Origin of the sequence: Tissierella praeacuta DSM 18095, from assembly GCF_900128955.1 — a bacterium.
Lineage (GTDB): Bacteria > Bacillota > Clostridia > Tissierellales > Tissierellaceae > Tissierella > Tissierella praeacuta.
In genome coordinates this window covers 142,300-156,926 of the sequence record NZ_FQTY01000006.1, presented here as the reverse complement: position 1 = coordinate 156,926, position 14,627 = coordinate 142,300, and the positions used below count along the sequence as shown (strand labels likewise).

Below are 14,627 nucleotides of genomic sequence, written 5' to 3'. Positions count from 1 at the left end.
ATTTTTTAGTAAAGTTACAATAAGTATTTCAATTTTGTGTATTGAAATAGGATTATTGATTAAAACTTTTATAATGAAGAAAGAAGGTAAATCAATAGCAAAAAATATTGGTGGTATTATAGGTCTTTTATTAGTAATGATTTGGGGAATACTTAAGTAAAAAATAAGCATTATCTTTAAAATTAGAGTAATTCATATAATTTATATAAGGTGAAATGAAAAGAGATATAGATTTTAAAGGATAGTCAAAATGTTCAGATTGAAATAGGTTATGGTTTTGTAGAAAAAATCGCAAAACTATGGAATATGACAAATTTAATAGAAAAAGGAGTTGTAATATGCTAAAGGTTAATTTTCATGATCTAAATACAGTGGAAGATACTAAATTGAAGTTTGCAGTTATTATGGCAAGATATAATGAAAAATGGATATTTGTAAGACATAAGGATAGATTAACTTGGGAAATTCCAGGAGGACATAGAGAAGAGAATGAGGATATTAACTTTACTGCTTCAAGAGAATTAGTAGAAGAAACTGGAGCAAAGGATTTTAGAATTGTGCCAGTTTCCATATATTCAGTAACTAGGGATGGAATAGAGTCTTTTGGAAAGCTGTTTTATTCAGAAGTAGAATATCTTGGTGAACTACCTAATTTTGAAATTGCTGAAATTAAGTTATTTGACATCATACCTGAAAGCCTAACATATCCTTTGATTCAGCCATATTTATTTAAGAAGATTGAAGACTTTTATACTGAACTAAAAATAAGTTAGTTTGTATTTTCCCATATTATGTATATATATTTACAAAATAAAGTGTAATAAAATATCTAGTTTTTCAAATTAATCTTGAACTTTCACAAAGAAATAGAGTAAAAATTAAAAGGAAGATGGATCATGAAATTTAAAAGGTTTAAATTTATAATATTATTTAGTATTGCTTTGATACTATTTCCATCATTAGTTTATGCAAATTCGTCTTGGCACTGGTTAACTACCAGCCCCTTAACAGTTTTGCCTTTTGCTATAATCTTTACATTGCTTATTGAAACGATTATGGTAATAAAAGTTGGTAAGGTACGGAATTATAAAAAAACTTTTATTATTGTAAGTTTAGCAAATCTAATATCTTTTCTTGTACCATATATAAATAGAGCATATATGTTTATACCTATAAGTGGTGACTATGCTTTATTAGATGCTTTTCATGCAGGGCCATTTTATATAGTATTAGTTGGGTATTTATTATTAACTGTTCTAGTAGAATTTCCAGTAGTATATTTGCTACTTAGAAAAGATTGTGAAAATGAAAAAGATTTAAATAAGGCAATCTTGTATTCTAATATAATAACTACAGTATTAGTTGGAATTTGTGAACGGATTATTTGCATTGGTAAATGGTAATTCATAAAAAACAGTAGGAAGGTTAGGAGTGAGGTTTTGAAGATAGGATTTTTAGATAGAGATGGAACAATTATAGAAGATTATGAGGACGAATTTTGGAGTGATATAACTGAGCCTGTTTTTTTAAAGGATTCAATAGATGCCCTTAAGTCTATAAGACAAAAGGGATATGAAATTATTATTATAACAAATCAATATTTAATAAATCAGAAAATCATTACCTTACAGCAATATGAAGAGATTACAGGAAAGTTTGTAAATAAATTATTAGATAATGGAATTGAGATATTGGATATATTTTACTGCCCCCATACTAAAGAAGAAAACTGTAACTGTATGAAACCTAAAGATGGAATGATAAAAAAGGCATTAGAAAAATATCCAGAAATAGATTTAGAAAAATCTTTTATAGTTGGAGATTCTTTGTGTGATATCCAACTTGGAGAAAGATTACAAATAAAGACATTTGGTATAGGATTAGAAAAAATTGAAGGAAAAACAATAAAAATAGATTCTCTAAAAGATATAGTCAAATATTTATAGATATATGGCATAATAATTAGTAGGAGAAACAATTAAAGGAGTATTCAATGAGAGTCGTAGATCACTTAAATAGATATGTTTCAAATATAGATAAATTTATTGATTTTTACATAGATGTTCTTGACTATGGATTAACTTATAAAGGCATTAAAGAAAATGGGAAAAATTATGGAGTTCTATATAAAAGAACCAGATGGATTTGAGATAGATTTAATTCAATGGAAAGATAAAAGTAAATTCTATGATAACTTAAAAAATAAGAAAATGAAAACAATTCTCTTAACTTAAATGGAGTGTTAAACTTATGAAAGTATTAAGAAAAATAGTAGTATATGCAATAGGGATTTTAATGATATGTATACTAATTATATTGTTTTTGCCCAACAGAACACCAAAGATTAAAGGTGAAAATAGTGTAGCAGTTATAGAAAAAGTTAAATTAGGTGGACTAGAACAAGGTGTGTTAGTAAGAGGAAGGGATATTGCTAATCCGATTTTGCTATTTCTACATGGGGGACCAGGGTATTCTCAAATATCCTTTGCTCGTAAATATGAAAAAAGACTAGAAGATAGCTTTATTGTAGTTAATTGGGATCAAAGGGGTTCTGGAATGTCTTACTCACCTAATATTCCAAAAGAGTCCATGAATAGAGATCAGTTTATAGAAGATACAAAAGAACTTATTGATTATCTATGTGAAAAATATCAAAAAGAAAAATTATACCTAGTGGGACATTCTTGGGGGACAGAGCTTGGTTTGTATGTAGTAGATAAATATCCAGAAAAGGTAGCTGCATTTATAAGTGTTGGGCAAGTGGTTAATGGAGTAGACAATGAAGTGGTTTCATATGATTATGTTCTAGAAATGGCTAATAAGAATAATGATAAAAAGGCTTTAAATGACTTAATGAGAATTGGAAGACCACCTTATAAAAATACTGTCAATGGCACTACAACACAGAGAAGATGGTTAGCTAAATATGGCGGGGTGGAAAGGAAAGTAAATACATTAAAGGATATTGCTTTAGGGAGTATCTTCTCACCTGAATATAGGGGAATAGATGGAGTGAAATTTGCTTTAGGTAATAAATTTTCTGCTGATACAATGTGGGGTCATAATAAGGATTTGGATTTTATTAGAGATATCCCAGAAGTAAAAGTACCTATTTATTTCTGTGCAGGTAGATACGATTACAATACTCCATCTGTGTTGATTGAAAGATATTATAATCAGATAACAGCACCTAAAAAAGAACTAATATGGTTTGAAGAATCAGCACATTTCCCACTTTTTGAGGAATGTGACAAATTTACAGAATTATTGATACATGTAAAAGAGAACGCTGAAAGTGAGGTTAATCATGGAGAATTTAAGCATAAGTAAATATATATTTGAATCCTCTAGATTGGGATTTAGAATGTGGCAAGAATCCGATAGAGTATTATTTGCTAAGATGAATGTTAGTACGGAGGTAATGAGGTATTTTCCAAAAACTTTAGATTCTAAAGAAACTGATGATTTTCTCAGTAGAATACAAGAACATTTCAAGAAAAATGGATATGGGTTATGGGCAGTAGAATTAAAAGATACTAAGGAATTTATAGGATTTATTGGTTTTTTAAATGCAACTTTTGAGGCAGACTTTACACCATGTGTTGAGATTGGTTGGAGATTGGATAATAAATATTGGAACAAGGGATATGCAACAGAAGGTGCAAAGGCGTGTTTAGAATATGGATTTAGCAAGCTAAATTTAAGTAGTATATATTCTTTTACAGCAGAAATAAACGAGCCATCTCAAAATGTTATGAAGAAAATAGGTCTAAAGAAAATTGGGAAATTTGATCATCCAAAAGTAGAAGTAGGTAGTCCATTAAAACGTCATGTTTTATATAAAATAGATAAGAAAGAATATAACGAGGAATTTTATAATGTGGTTAAGTGATTAAAGAAAATTGTCAATAAAAAACAATAAAAATTTATTATGTTATACTAAAAACAACTCTTGACATATATAAATCATACTGTTAATATGTAAGTGTAATAAATAATAATGAATATGTTGCTCATATAGGTTCCATAATACGGTTGGGACGTTTCTACAAATGACCGAAAATCATTTAGCTATGGGCGAAAGTGTACCTAGGGTTCCGAAGATTTTATCTTGCTGGACCAAGCGGTACAGATACTATGTGACTAGTATTACACCGAAGGGATAAAAGCCCAGTCGGGTAGGTTTCGCTTTGCCTACCCGGCTGGGCTTAATTTAATTTTTTGAGGAGGGTTAAATTTGGAATTTAAAAGAATTTTTATCGAGAAGAAAGAAGAGTTTAACACTGAAGGACAGCTACTATTGAAAGATTTTAAAGATTATTTAGAAATAAAAAGTTTAACAAAGGTAAGAACAGTCAATGTATATGATTTAATGGATGCTACAGAAGAGGAAATGAAACTTATAGTAAATGAAATACTCTTTGAAGAAACCTTAGATAATAAATATGAAAATAACCTTCCAATTAAAGCAAATGAAAGATTATTTAGAGTAGAATATTTGAGAGGTCAATATAATCAAAGAGAAGATTCTACAAATCAGATGATTAGAATGTTAACTAAAAATGAAGATATAATAGTACAAAATTCAAAGATAATAATTCTAGAAAATATCACAGAAGAAGAATTAGCTAAAATAAAGAAATATTATATAAATCCAATAGAAATGAAAGAAGTTTCATTTGATAGTTTTAATTTTGAAAAAGAAGAAGAAGCAACAGAAGATATTGAAGTAATAGATGGTTTTATAGAAATGGCAGAAAAGGAAATTAAATCATTTAAATCTAAATATGGTATTGGTATGGATATAGAAGATATTTTATTTTGTCAGAAATATTTTAAAGACGAAGATAGAAATCCAACTATTACTGAATTGAAATTAATAGATACCTATTGGTCAGATCACTGTAGACATACTACTTTTATGACAGAGATTACGGATATATCCATGAATGATGGAAAGTATAGGGATGTATTTCAAAAAGCATTAGGAGAGTATATAAAATCTAGGGAATTTGTTTATGAAAATAAAGAAAAACCAATTTGTTTAATGGATTTGGCTACTATTAATATGAAGGAAACAAAGAAAAAAGGTTTATTAAATGATAAGGAAGAAACAGACGAAGTTAATGCTTGTAGCATAGAGATAGATGTAGATGTTAATGGTAAAAATGAAAAATGGTTGTTAATGTTTAAAAATGAAACCCATAATCATCCTACAGAAATGGAACCTTTTGGTGGTGCATCTACTTGTCTGGGAGGTGCCATAAGAGACCCATTATCAGGAAGAGCTTATGTATATCAAGCTATGAGGATTACAGGTGCAGCAGATCCAAGACAAAAGTACGAAGAAACATTACCTGGAAAGTTACCACAAAGAAGGATTACTCAAACTGCTAAAGCAGGATATAGTTCCTATGGATATCAAATAGGTGCTGCAACAGGATATGTTAAGGAAATATATGATAAGGGGTATATGGCTAAGAGAATGGAGTTAGGAGCATTAGTTGCTGCAGCCCCAAAGGAAGCTATATATAGAGGAAATTCTCAACCAGGTGATTTAATTGTTTTAGTAGGGGGGAAAACTGGAAGAGATGGATTAGGTGGAGCAGTTGGTTCATCTAAGGAACATACGGAGGAATCTTTACACACATCAGGTGCAGAAGTACAGAAGGGAAATCCACCAGTAGAGAGAAAAATAGTTCGTTTATTTAGAAATGAAGAAGTATCCAAGATGATTAAAAAATGTAATGACTTTGGTGCTGGAGGAGTTTCCGTAGCCATAGGAGAATTAGCAGATGGACTTTTCATTGAACTAGATAAGGTACCACTAAAATATCCTGGACTTGATGGTACAGAGATTGCACTATCAGAATCCCAAGAAAGAATGGCTGTAGTTATAGCACCTGAAAATATAGAGAGGTTTATGTCCTTTGTTGAATCAGAAGACGTAGAAGGTACAGTGGTAGCTAAGGTTACAGAGGAAAAAGTCCTTAAGATGGTATGGAAGGGAAAAACTATTGTAAATATTAAGAGAGAGTTCTTAGATACCAATGGCATAAGAAAGAAGAATAAAGTTAATATAGAACAACCAGCAGAGAATTTATATTTAGATAAAATTCCATCTCATGTGGAGGGGAAAAATATAAAGGAAGCATTTATAGAAAATATAAGGGACTTAAACATTTGCAGTCAAAAAGGTTTAATAGAAGGATTTGACCATACTGTGGGAGCTAGTACAGTATTAATGCCCCTAGGAGGAAAATATTGTCTTACTCCAACAGAGGGAATGGTGGCAAAGATTCCTGTATTAAAGGGAGAGACAAATACTTGCTCTTTAATGAGCTATGGATATGAACCAAAGCTTTCAAAATGGAGTCCTTTCCATGGAGGATATTATTCTGTTATAAAGTCTGTGGCGAAGATTGTAGCTATGGGTGGAGATTACAAAAAAATAAGATTAACTTTCCAAGAATATTTTGAAAGAATTGGAAATGATCCAACAAGATGGGGAAAACCATTTTCTGCATTACTTGGTGCATTTTTAGTACAAAAAGAGTTAGATACTCCAAGTATAGGTGGAAAAGATAGTATGAGCGGTACCTTTGAAGATATTCATGTTCCACCAACTTTAGTTAGCTTTGCAGTAGCTACAGATAAGATAGAGAATATTATATCACCAGAATTTAAAAGTATTGGTTCAACTGTTGCTTTAATAAAATTAGATATAGATGAAAATGGTATGATTGATTTCAACCAATTAAAAGTAAATTATTCTGCAATTAAAGAATTAATAGATAGAAAAGAAATAATTTCAGCTTCCACAGTTAAATTTGGTGGAGTTGCAAGATCTATTGCTGAAATGGCTATGGGGAACAAAATAGGATTTAGATTTAATGAAATTAGTAAAGAAGAGTTATTTAAGCCACTATATGGCTCAATAGTAGTTGAATTGAAGGATGAAAGAGTTTTACAAAATACTAACTATATAATTCTTGGAACTACAATAGAAGAAAAGCATATAGAAATAGATAAAGAAACTATAGAGCTAGATTCCTTAATTAAATCCTTTGAAGAGCCTTTAGAGGAAGTATTCCCAGTATATAGGGATAAATCTAATGTGGAAAATATTAAATTTGAAAAAGATAATGTAATTACAAGAAAATCATCTATAGTAAAACCAAGGATTTTAGTACCAATATTTACTGGAACCCATGGAGAATATGATATGATCCATTGCTTTGAGAAGGCTGGTGGGGAAGTAGATACCTTTGTATTTAAGACTCTATCTTTAAAGGATATGGAAGAATCATATAAGGAACTAGCAGAGAGAATTAAGAAATGTCAAATAATAGGATTGCCAAATGGTTCTCTATTGGGAGATGAACCAGAAACTGGTGGAAAGTTGATGAAACTAATATTAAGTAATTCTTATGTAAAAGAAGAAATAGATGCTCATTTATACAAGAAGGATGGGTTAATTCTTGGTATAGGGGCGGGATTCTTAGGCTTGGTAAAACTAGGACTTATAGCTCCTTCTGTAAATATTATTTACAATACAAGTGGTCAATTTAATTCAAAATTAGCTAATGTTAAAATAAGTTCAAACTTATCACCTTGGTTTAATGAAATGAAAGTAGGAGATATATATACTGTGCCAGTGGCTACAAAGGAAGGAAGAGTAATAGTAAAAAACATAGATGAATTAATATCTAAAGGTCAAATTTCTACTCAGTTTATAGATGAAAATCCAACAGGTTCAATATATGGTATAGAATCTATGACTAGCTTTGATGGCAGAATACTTGGAACTATTTCTTCTATTGATAGAGTAGGAAATGGATTATATAAAAATGCAGATATAGTAGGAAAACATAAGATATTTGAATCAGGTATAAAGTACTTTAAATAGGAGGAAGGGAAATGAAAGTTAGTATATTGATGGGAAGTATATCGGATAAACCTTTAGCAGAGAAGGTAACTAAAATTTTTGATAAATTTGGAGTGGAATATGAGGTTAGAGTAATATCGGCTCATAGAACTCCATATAAGGCCATTGAATTTGCTGAAAATGCTGAGAAGAACAATACAGAAGTTATTATTGCCATAGCTGGAAAAGCAGCCCATCTAGCTGGAGTATTAGCAGGAGTAACCCCTCTTCCTGTAATAGGAATTCCTGCTAGCTCCTCTACAATGGATGGATTGGATTCACTTCTTTCTGTGGTACAAATGCCTAAAGGCGTTCCAGTAGCTACTGTAGCTATAGATGGTGGAGAAAATGGAGGGCTTTTGGCAGTACAGATGCTCTCTATAAAATATCCTGAATTAAGGAAAAAATTCAAGGAATATAAAAAAGAAATGTCAAAAGAAGTAGAAAAAATTGATTATGACCTAACACAGCGAAAGTAGTGAGCTGATGTAGGTCAAACGCAACGAACGCCAAATTCATGTGAATGTAATGAGCAAATGAATTTGTGCAGTGAGACTGCGGGAAATGACCTAACACAGCGAAAGTAGTTTAGGTCAAAGGCAATGAGTACCAAATCTATGGGAACGTAGTGAGTAAATAGATTTGAGTTGGGAAACTGGGGACTATAACTAGAGAGAAGGTGCAATCTTGAGTGGAGTTGTAGGAATTTATAGCAAAAAAAGAAATAATGTATCAAAGGTAATATACTATGGCTTATATGCACTGCAACATAGAGGTCAAGTAAGTACAGGTATTGCAGTAAATAACAATGGTTTTGTTGATTACTTTAAGGACTTAGGATTAGTACATGAAGTCTTTTCAACAGAAGTTATGGAAAGGCTTAGAGGAAATATTGGTATAGGACATATTAGATATGCCACCATAGGAGATACAACTACTACAAACGCACAACCTTTAGTTGTTGGATATAAAAGAGGTGCATTGGCATTAGCCCATGATGGTGCTGTAGTAAATTTTGAAAAATTACGTGATGAACTGGAAGATCAGGGAGGCATATTCCAATCTCAGTTAGATACTGAAGTTATACCTAATTTAATAGCTAGATATCATAAAGATAGTGTAGAAGATGCCGTAATAAAGGCTTTGGAGACTATAAGGGGAACCTATGGATTAGTTATGATGACAACGGATAAATTAATAGGTGCAAGGGATCCCTATGGGGTAAAACCTCTTTCTTTAGGTAAGTTTGGTGAGGATTATATATTGGCATCAGAAACATGTGCTTTTGATACTATAGGAGCTGAATTTATTAGAGATGTAGAGCCTGGAGAGATAGTTGTTATAGATGAAAATGGATTGAAATCTATAAATAAGGATACAAAAGGAAAAAGACCTTGTTTATTTGAAATAATATATTTTGCAAGACCAGATAGTAAATTAGATAGTAAGAGTATTTATTTATCAAGAATAAATGCGGGGAAAGAGTTAGCTAGAGAGTCAGCTGTAGATGCGGATATTGTCATAGGTGCACCAGATTCTGGTACTATACCAGCCATAGGATATGCAGAAGAATCTGGAATTCCATATGCAGAAGGGTTGATAAAGAACAGATATGTAGGAAGAACTTTTATAGAACCAACTCAAGAACTAAGAGAGCAAGGAGTTAGAATTAAACTTAATGTATTAAAGGAAAATGTTGAAGGAAAGAGAGTAATATTAGTGGATGATTCTATAGTAAGAGGAACTACTATAAAAAGAACTATTGAAATGCTTAGAAATGCAGGTGCAAAAGAGATACATGTTAGAATATCTTCGCCGCCAGTTCTTTATTCCTGTCATTTAGGTATGGATTCCCCTAATAGAAAAAATTTAATAGCAGCTCAAATGTCAAAGAAGGAAATAAAAGAATTGATAGGAGTAGATTCCTTAGAGTATTTATCCTTGGAAGGATTATTAAAGGCGGCAGGTGGAGAAGAGTTTTGTACGGGATGCCTTAGTGGCAATTATCCAATTGGTATTAGATAATTGAATTAATAATTGAGGATTGCCAACTGTCAATTGTCAATTATTAAGTGAAAGGAGAGAATGTTGTGAGCTTAACTTATAAGGACGCAGGTGTAGATAAAGAAGCTGGATATAAAGAAGTACAGCTTATAAAGGGAATGATAAAGAAAACTCACGTTCCAGGAGTTTTATCAGATATAGGTGGGTTTGCAGGTTTGTTTCAATTAGATACAAAAGCCTATGAAGAACCAGTTTTAGTATCAGGGACAGATGGGGTAGGTACAAAGCTAAGACTTGCTTTCATGATGGATAAACATGACACTATAGGTGAAGATTGTGTAGCTATGTGTGCTAATGATATTCTTTGTCAAGGAGCTAAACCCTTATTTTTCTTAGACTATATAGCTACAGGAAAACTTGTTCCTGAGAAGATGGCAAGTATTGTAGAAGGTGTATCTAATGGTTGTATAAAAGCAGGATGTGCTTTGATCGGTGGAGAAACAGCTGAAATGCCTGGATTTTATAAGGAAGAAGAGTATGATGTTGCAGGTTTTTGTGTAGGAGTAGTAGACAAGAAAAAAATAATAAATGGTTCTACTATAGAAGAAGGAGATTATATTATAGGATTACCATCTAGCGGAGTTCATAGTAATGGATTTTCTCTTGTGAGAAAAATAATATTTGATAAGGAAAAGATGGAAGTAGACCAATATATAGAAGAGCTTGGATGTACAATAGGTGAGGAACTTCTAAAACCTACCAGAATATATACAAATCCAGTATATAATTTAGTGCAAAAATTTAATATTAAAGGATTATCTCACATAACTGGTGGAGGATTTTATGAAAACATTCCAAGAATGATACCAAAAGGATTAACAGCCTATATAGATACTTTTATGATAAACACTCCAATTATTTTTAATCTTTTGCAAAAATGGGGTGGTATTACAAGAGATGAGATGTACGGTACTTTTAATATGGGAATAGGTATGGTTATGGCAGTAAGTAAAAGTGAACTAGAAGATATTACAAAATATTTAAAAGACCAAGGTGAGGATTTTGTATTACTAGGTGAAGTTAAGAAAGGGACTGAAGGAGTAGTATTATGTCACCAGTAAAAATAGGGGTTTTAATTTCTGGTGGAGGGACGAATTTACAGTCTATAATAGATAATATTGAAAATGGAAATATAAATGGAGAAATAAAATTAATCATCTCTAATAGAAAAGATGCTTATGGTTTAACTAGAGGAAAAGATGCTGGAATAGAAAGTATTTATTTAGATAGGAAGTTATTTAATAGCGAAGAAGAATATAATTTATATTTAATAAAAGAGTTGAAAAAAAGAGATATAGAATTAATTGTTTTAGCAGGATATTTAAAAGTTTTATCTAAAGAATTTATAGAGGAATTTAGTGGTAGAATAATAAATATTCATCCATCTTTAATACCTAGTTTTTGTGGAAAGGGATATTATGGTGAAAAAGTTCATCAAGGAGTTTTAGATTATGGTGTAAAGATAACAGGAGCTACAGTTCATTTTGTCGATGAAGGTACAGATACAGGAGCTATAATACTTCAAGATATTGTATACGTAGATAATGAGGATACAGTAGAAACTTTAAAAGAAAAAGTATTAAAAATAGAGCATAAACTTTTAGTACAAGCAGTGAAACTGTACTGTAGCGGAAGAATATCTGTGGAAGGAAGAAAAGTGATTATAAAATAGAGGTGATATAATGAAAAGGGCATTGATTAGTGTTTTTCATAAAGAAGGTATTGTAGAATTTGCCTCAGAATTAAAGAAATTAGGCTGGGAAATAATATCAACTGGTGGAACCTATAAAATTTTAAAGGAATCAGGAATAGAAGTAATAGAGGTAAATAATGTAACTAATTTCCCAGAAATATTAGATGGTAGAGTAAAGACTTTAAATCCATATATTCATGGTGGGCTTCTATACATAAGGGATAATGAAAATCATATAAAAACAATTGAAGATATGAAGATAGATCCTATCGATATGGTGGTTAACAATCTTTATCCTTTTGAAGAAACTATAAACAAACTAAATGTGACTCATGAAGAAATTATTGAAAATATAGATATTGGCGGACCATCTATGATTAGGGCAGCAGCTAAAAATTATAAGGATGTAACAGTAATAATAGATCCTTCTGACTATGAACAGGTACTAAATGAGTTAAAATTTGAAGGGAAAACTACCTTTAGAACAAGACAATACTTAGCAAGGAAAGTTTTCAACTATACAGCTTATTATGATACCTTAATATCAAATTATTTTAATGAAATAGAGGAAGTTATATTTCCAGAAAAACTAACTTTAGCCTATAAGTCTAAGGAAGAATTAAGATATGGAGAAAATCCTCATCAAAAAGCAGCCTTTTATAAGGAAGTAGGAAAAAAAGAAGGTACTTTAGCAGGAGCAATTCAGCTTCATGGAAAAGAGTTATCATTTAATAACATAAATGATGCAAATGGTTGTATTGAAGCTTTGAAGGAATTTGATGAACCTACAGTAGTGGCTGTAAAACATGCTAATCCTTGTGGTATTGGAAGTGGAAAGGATATATTAGAAGCTTATAAAAAGGCTTATGAATGCGATAAGGTGTCTATATTCGGAGGGATAATTGCAGCAAATAGAGAAATAGATGAAAAAGTAGCAGAAAAAATAAATCAGATTTTTATAGAGATAGTAATGGCACCTTCCTTTACAGAAAAAGCATTAGAAATACTTACTCAAAAGAAAAATATAAGAATTATGCAAATAGATAGTATTATAGATAGGAAATACAAAGAGCTAGATATAAAAAAAGTGCTAGGTGGACTTTTAGTTCAAGATAAAGATAGAATTTTATTAAATGAAGAAATAAAAATAGTAACTAAGAATCAACCTACAGAAAAACAAATGGAGGATTTACTATTTGCATGGAAAGCTGCAAAGAGTGTAAAATCTAACGGAGTAGTTATAGCTAAAGATAAAGCAACTATAGGAATTGGATTAGGAGAAGTAAATAGAGTGTGGGCAGTACAGAATGCAATAGAAAGAGCAGGGGAAAAGGTTAAAGGAGCTGTTTTAGCTTCTGATGGATTTTTTCCATTTAAAGATTCTATAGAGTTATTGTCTAGTGCTGGGGTTGCAGCAATTATTCAGCCAGGAGGTTCCTTAAAAGATAGTGAAGTTATAGAAGAAGCAGATAAAAATAGTATTTCTATGATAATCACTGGAATAAGACATTTCAAACATTAATGTCTAGGAGGTTAGAAAATGAAAGTATTAGTTATAGGCAGTGGTGGTAGAGAGCATGCATTATGTTGGAAAATATCTAAGAGTCAAAGGGTAAGTAAAGTTTACTGTGCACCTGGAAATGGGGGGACTCTTGAAGTAGCTGAAAATATACCTATAAATGTTGATGAAATAGAAAAATTAGTTCAGTTTGCCATAGAAAATAATATAGATTTAACTGTAGTAGGACCAGAATTACCTTTAGTGCTAGGTATAGTAGATAAATTTCAAGAAAAAGAGTTGAAAATTTTTGGCGTAAATAAAACATGTGCTCAGCTTGAGGGAAGTAAAGATTTCTCTAAAGAGTTTATGGAAAAATATAATATTCCTACTGCTAAATATAAATCTTATATAAACTTAGATGAAGCAATAGAAGGACTTGAGGAATTTACTTATCCATTAGTCATAAAGGCAGATGGATTATGTGCTGGTAAGGGCGTAGTTATTTGTAATAGTGAAGAAGAAGCTATAAACACATTAAAAAGCATTTTAGGAGATAAGGTTTTTGGCTCTGAGGGGGAAAAGGTAGTTATAGAAGAATTTTTAGATGGTATAGAAGCTTCACTTCTTTGTTTAGTTACTAAGGATAAAATAATTCCAATGGAATCTGCTAAGGATTATAAAAAGATATATGAAGGAGATAAGGGACTTAATACTGGAGGTGTAGGTTGCTATTCTCCTAGTCCTTTATTTAATGATGAGTTAAATGGAAAAATTGAAAGGAATATTTTAGAAAATATACTAATTGGATTAAATCAGGAGAAAATGGATTTTAGAGGAATATTATTTATAGGTTTAATGCTGGTGAATGGTGAGCCTAAAGTTTTAGAGTTTAATGTAAGGTTTGGAGATCCTGAAACTGAAGTACTAATTCCAAGGCTTGAATCAGATATAATAGATATATTCGAAAAGACTATAGATGGTTCTTTAAATAGCTCGGATTTAATTTGGAAAGAGAATGTTTGTGTTACTGTAGTGCTTACATCTAGCGGTTATCCTGAGAATTATGAAAAGGGGTTCAAAATTACAGGTATGGAGAAACTAGATAAAGATATTATCCTTTTCCATAATGGAACAAAAAAATTGGATAATGATTTAATTACAAATGGGGGAAGAGTTTTATCTATTACTTGTTTAGGGAAGACTGTTGAAGAAGCTAGAGAAAATATTTATTTAGATATAGATAATATTAACTTTGATGGAATGAGATATAGAAAAGACATAGGAAAATTAAAATTTTAGATTGATTAATTTATAAGGCAGGGTAAAACCTGCTTTTTTATTGAAAAAGATTTCCAAAATCTTGTTGTTCTGTTATAATACTATATAGTATTATAGTTTTACAATAAATTGAATCTATAGAAATTCTTGAGAAAATATTTATT

14 protein-coding genes and 1 riboswitch are annotated in these 14,627 nt (G+C 30.9%); all 14 genes read left to right on the top strand.

Translation table 11 applies throughout. The features are described 5' to 3' along the window. Positions 1-34: 34 nt before the first annotated feature. The 14 genes from BUB33_RS16765 (at position 35) to purD (ending at position 14,484) form a co-directional block, all read left to right on the top strand. The gene (locus BUB33_RS16765) at positions 35-160 is read left to right on the top strand and encodes a hypothetical protein (RefSeq protein ID WP_268807675.1); all 126 of its coding nucleotides are present in this window, start codon (positions 35-37) and stop codon (positions 158-160) included. 178 nt (positions 161-338) lie between these two features. Then, entirely contained in the window at positions 339-773 is a 435-nt protein-coding gene (locus tag BUB33_RS08785) for an NUDIX hydrolase (RefSeq protein ID WP_072975570.1), read from the top strand. 123 nt (positions 774-896) lie between these two features. Next, positions 897-1,403, top strand: coding sequence for a hypothetical protein (locus BUB33_RS08780; RefSeq protein WP_072975568.1), 507 nt, complete (start codon positions 897-899; stop codon positions 1,401-1,403). A 36-nt stretch (positions 1,404-1,439) separates the two neighbouring features. Then, positions 1,440-1,946: a D-glycero-alpha-D-manno-heptose-1,7-bisphosphate 7-phosphatase gene (locus tag BUB33_RS08775; RefSeq protein ID WP_072975566.1), complete on the top strand. Its 507-nt coding sequence runs from the start codon at positions 1,440-1,442 to the stop codon at positions 1,944-1,946. Between the two features lie 47 nt (positions 1,947-1,993). Beyond that, positions 1,994-2,149, top strand: a complete 156-nt coding sequence (locus BUB33_RS16050) for a hypothetical protein (RefSeq protein WP_159429181.1) — start codon at positions 1,994-1,996, stop codon at positions 2,147-2,149. A gap of 101 nt (positions 2,150-2,250) precedes the next feature. Further along, the gene (locus BUB33_RS08770; RefSeq protein WP_084725308.1) at positions 2,251-3,330 is read left to right on the top strand and encodes an alpha/beta fold hydrolase; all 1,080 of its coding nucleotides are present in this window, start codon (positions 2,251-2,253) and stop codon (positions 3,328-3,330) included. Beyond that, positions 3,308-3,892: a GNAT family N-acetyltransferase gene (locus BUB33_RS08765; RefSeq protein WP_084725306.1), complete on the top strand. Its 585-nt coding sequence runs from the start codon at positions 3,308-3,310 to the stop codon at positions 3,890-3,892. The genes BUB33_RS08770 and BUB33_RS08765 overlap by 23 nt, the downstream gene beginning before the upstream one ends. A 101-nt stretch (positions 3,893-3,993) precedes the next feature. Then, positions 3,994-4,094, top strand: a riboswitch (purine riboswitch). 143 nt (positions 4,095-4,237) lie between these two features. Continuing rightward, positions 4,238-7,909, top strand: coding sequence for a phosphoribosylformylglycinamidine synthase (locus BUB33_RS08760; protein WP_072975564.1), 3,672 nt, complete (start codon positions 4,238-4,240; stop codon positions 7,907-7,909). 11 nt (positions 7,910-7,920) lie between these two features. Next, positions 7,921-8,406 (top strand): 5-(carboxyamino)imidazole ribonucleotide mutase, encoded by a 486-nt coding sequence (gene purE / locus BUB33_RS08755; protein WP_072975562.1) that lies wholly within the window; start codon positions 7,921-7,923, stop codon positions 8,404-8,406. A 208-nt stretch (positions 8,407-8,614) separates the two neighbouring features. After that, entirely contained in the window at positions 8,615-9,952 is a 1,338-nt protein-coding gene (gene purF / locus BUB33_RS08750) for an amidophosphoribosyltransferase (protein ID WP_200778165.1), read from the top strand. Between the two features lie 65 nt (positions 9,953-10,017). Further along, positions 10,018-11,052: a phosphoribosylformylglycinamidine cyclo-ligase gene (gene purM, locus BUB33_RS08745; protein WP_072975558.1), complete on the top strand. Its 1,035-nt coding sequence runs from the start codon at positions 10,018-10,020 to the stop codon at positions 11,050-11,052. Continuing rightward, on the top strand, positions 11,040-11,663 hold the full coding sequence (gene purN, locus BUB33_RS08740) for a phosphoribosylglycinamide formyltransferase (protein ID WP_072975555.1): 624 nt from the start codon (positions 11,040-11,042) through the stop codon (positions 11,661-11,663). Before purM ends, purN begins: the two co-directional genes overlap by 13 nt. Positions 11,664-11,673: 10 nt before the next feature. Beyond that, a complete protein-coding gene (purH, locus tag BUB33_RS08735; RefSeq protein WP_200778164.1) occupies positions 11,674-13,206 on the top strand; it encodes a bifunctional phosphoribosylaminoimidazolecarboxamide formyltransferase/IMP cyclohydrolase in 1,533 nt (510 codons plus the stop codon). Between the two features lie 18 nt (positions 13,207-13,224). Next, on the top strand, positions 13,225-14,484 hold the full coding sequence (gene purD, locus BUB33_RS08730) for a phosphoribosylamine--glycine ligase (protein WP_072975551.1): 1,260 nt from the start codon (positions 13,225-13,227) through the stop codon (positions 14,482-14,484). The last annotated feature ends 143 nt before the right edge of the window (positions 14,485-14,627 follow it).

What these genes read in the sequence shown, in the direction of transcription:
- BUB33_RS16050 (WP_159429181.1), top strand. Translation starts at nt 1,994, where the DNA reads ATGAGAGTCGTAGATCACTTAAATAGATATGTTTCAAATATAGATAAA.
- purE (WP_072975562.1), top strand. Translation starts at nt 7,921, where the DNA reads ATGAAAGTTAGTATATTGATGGGAAGTATATCGGATAAACCTTTAGCA.
- BUB33_RS08785 (WP_072975570.1), top strand. Translation starts at nt 339, where the DNA reads ATGCTAAAGGTTAATTTTCATGATCTAAATACAGTGGAAGATACTAAA.
- purD (WP_072975551.1), top strand. Translation starts at nt 13,225, where the DNA reads ATGAAAGTATTAGTTATAGGCAGTGGTGGTAGAGAGCATGCATTATGT.
- BUB33_RS08780 (WP_072975568.1), top strand. Translation starts at nt 897, where the DNA reads ATGAAATTTAAAAGGTTTAAATTTATAATATTATTTAGTATTGCTTTG.
- purN (WP_072975555.1), top strand. Translation starts at nt 11,040, where the DNA reads ATGTCACCAGTAAAAATAGGGGTTTTAATTTCTGGTGGAGGGACGAAT.
- BUB33_RS08770 (WP_084725308.1), top strand. Translation starts at nt 2,251, where the DNA reads ATGAAAGTATTAAGAAAAATAGTAGTATATGCAATAGGGATTTTAATG.
- BUB33_RS08765 (WP_084725306.1), top strand. Translation starts at nt 3,308, where the DNA reads ATGGAGAATTTAAGCATAAGTAAATATATATTTGAATCCTCTAGATTG.
- purH (WP_200778164.1), top strand. Translation starts at nt 11,674, where the DNA reads ATGAAAAGGGCATTGATTAGTGTTTTTCATAAAGAAGGTATTGTAGAA.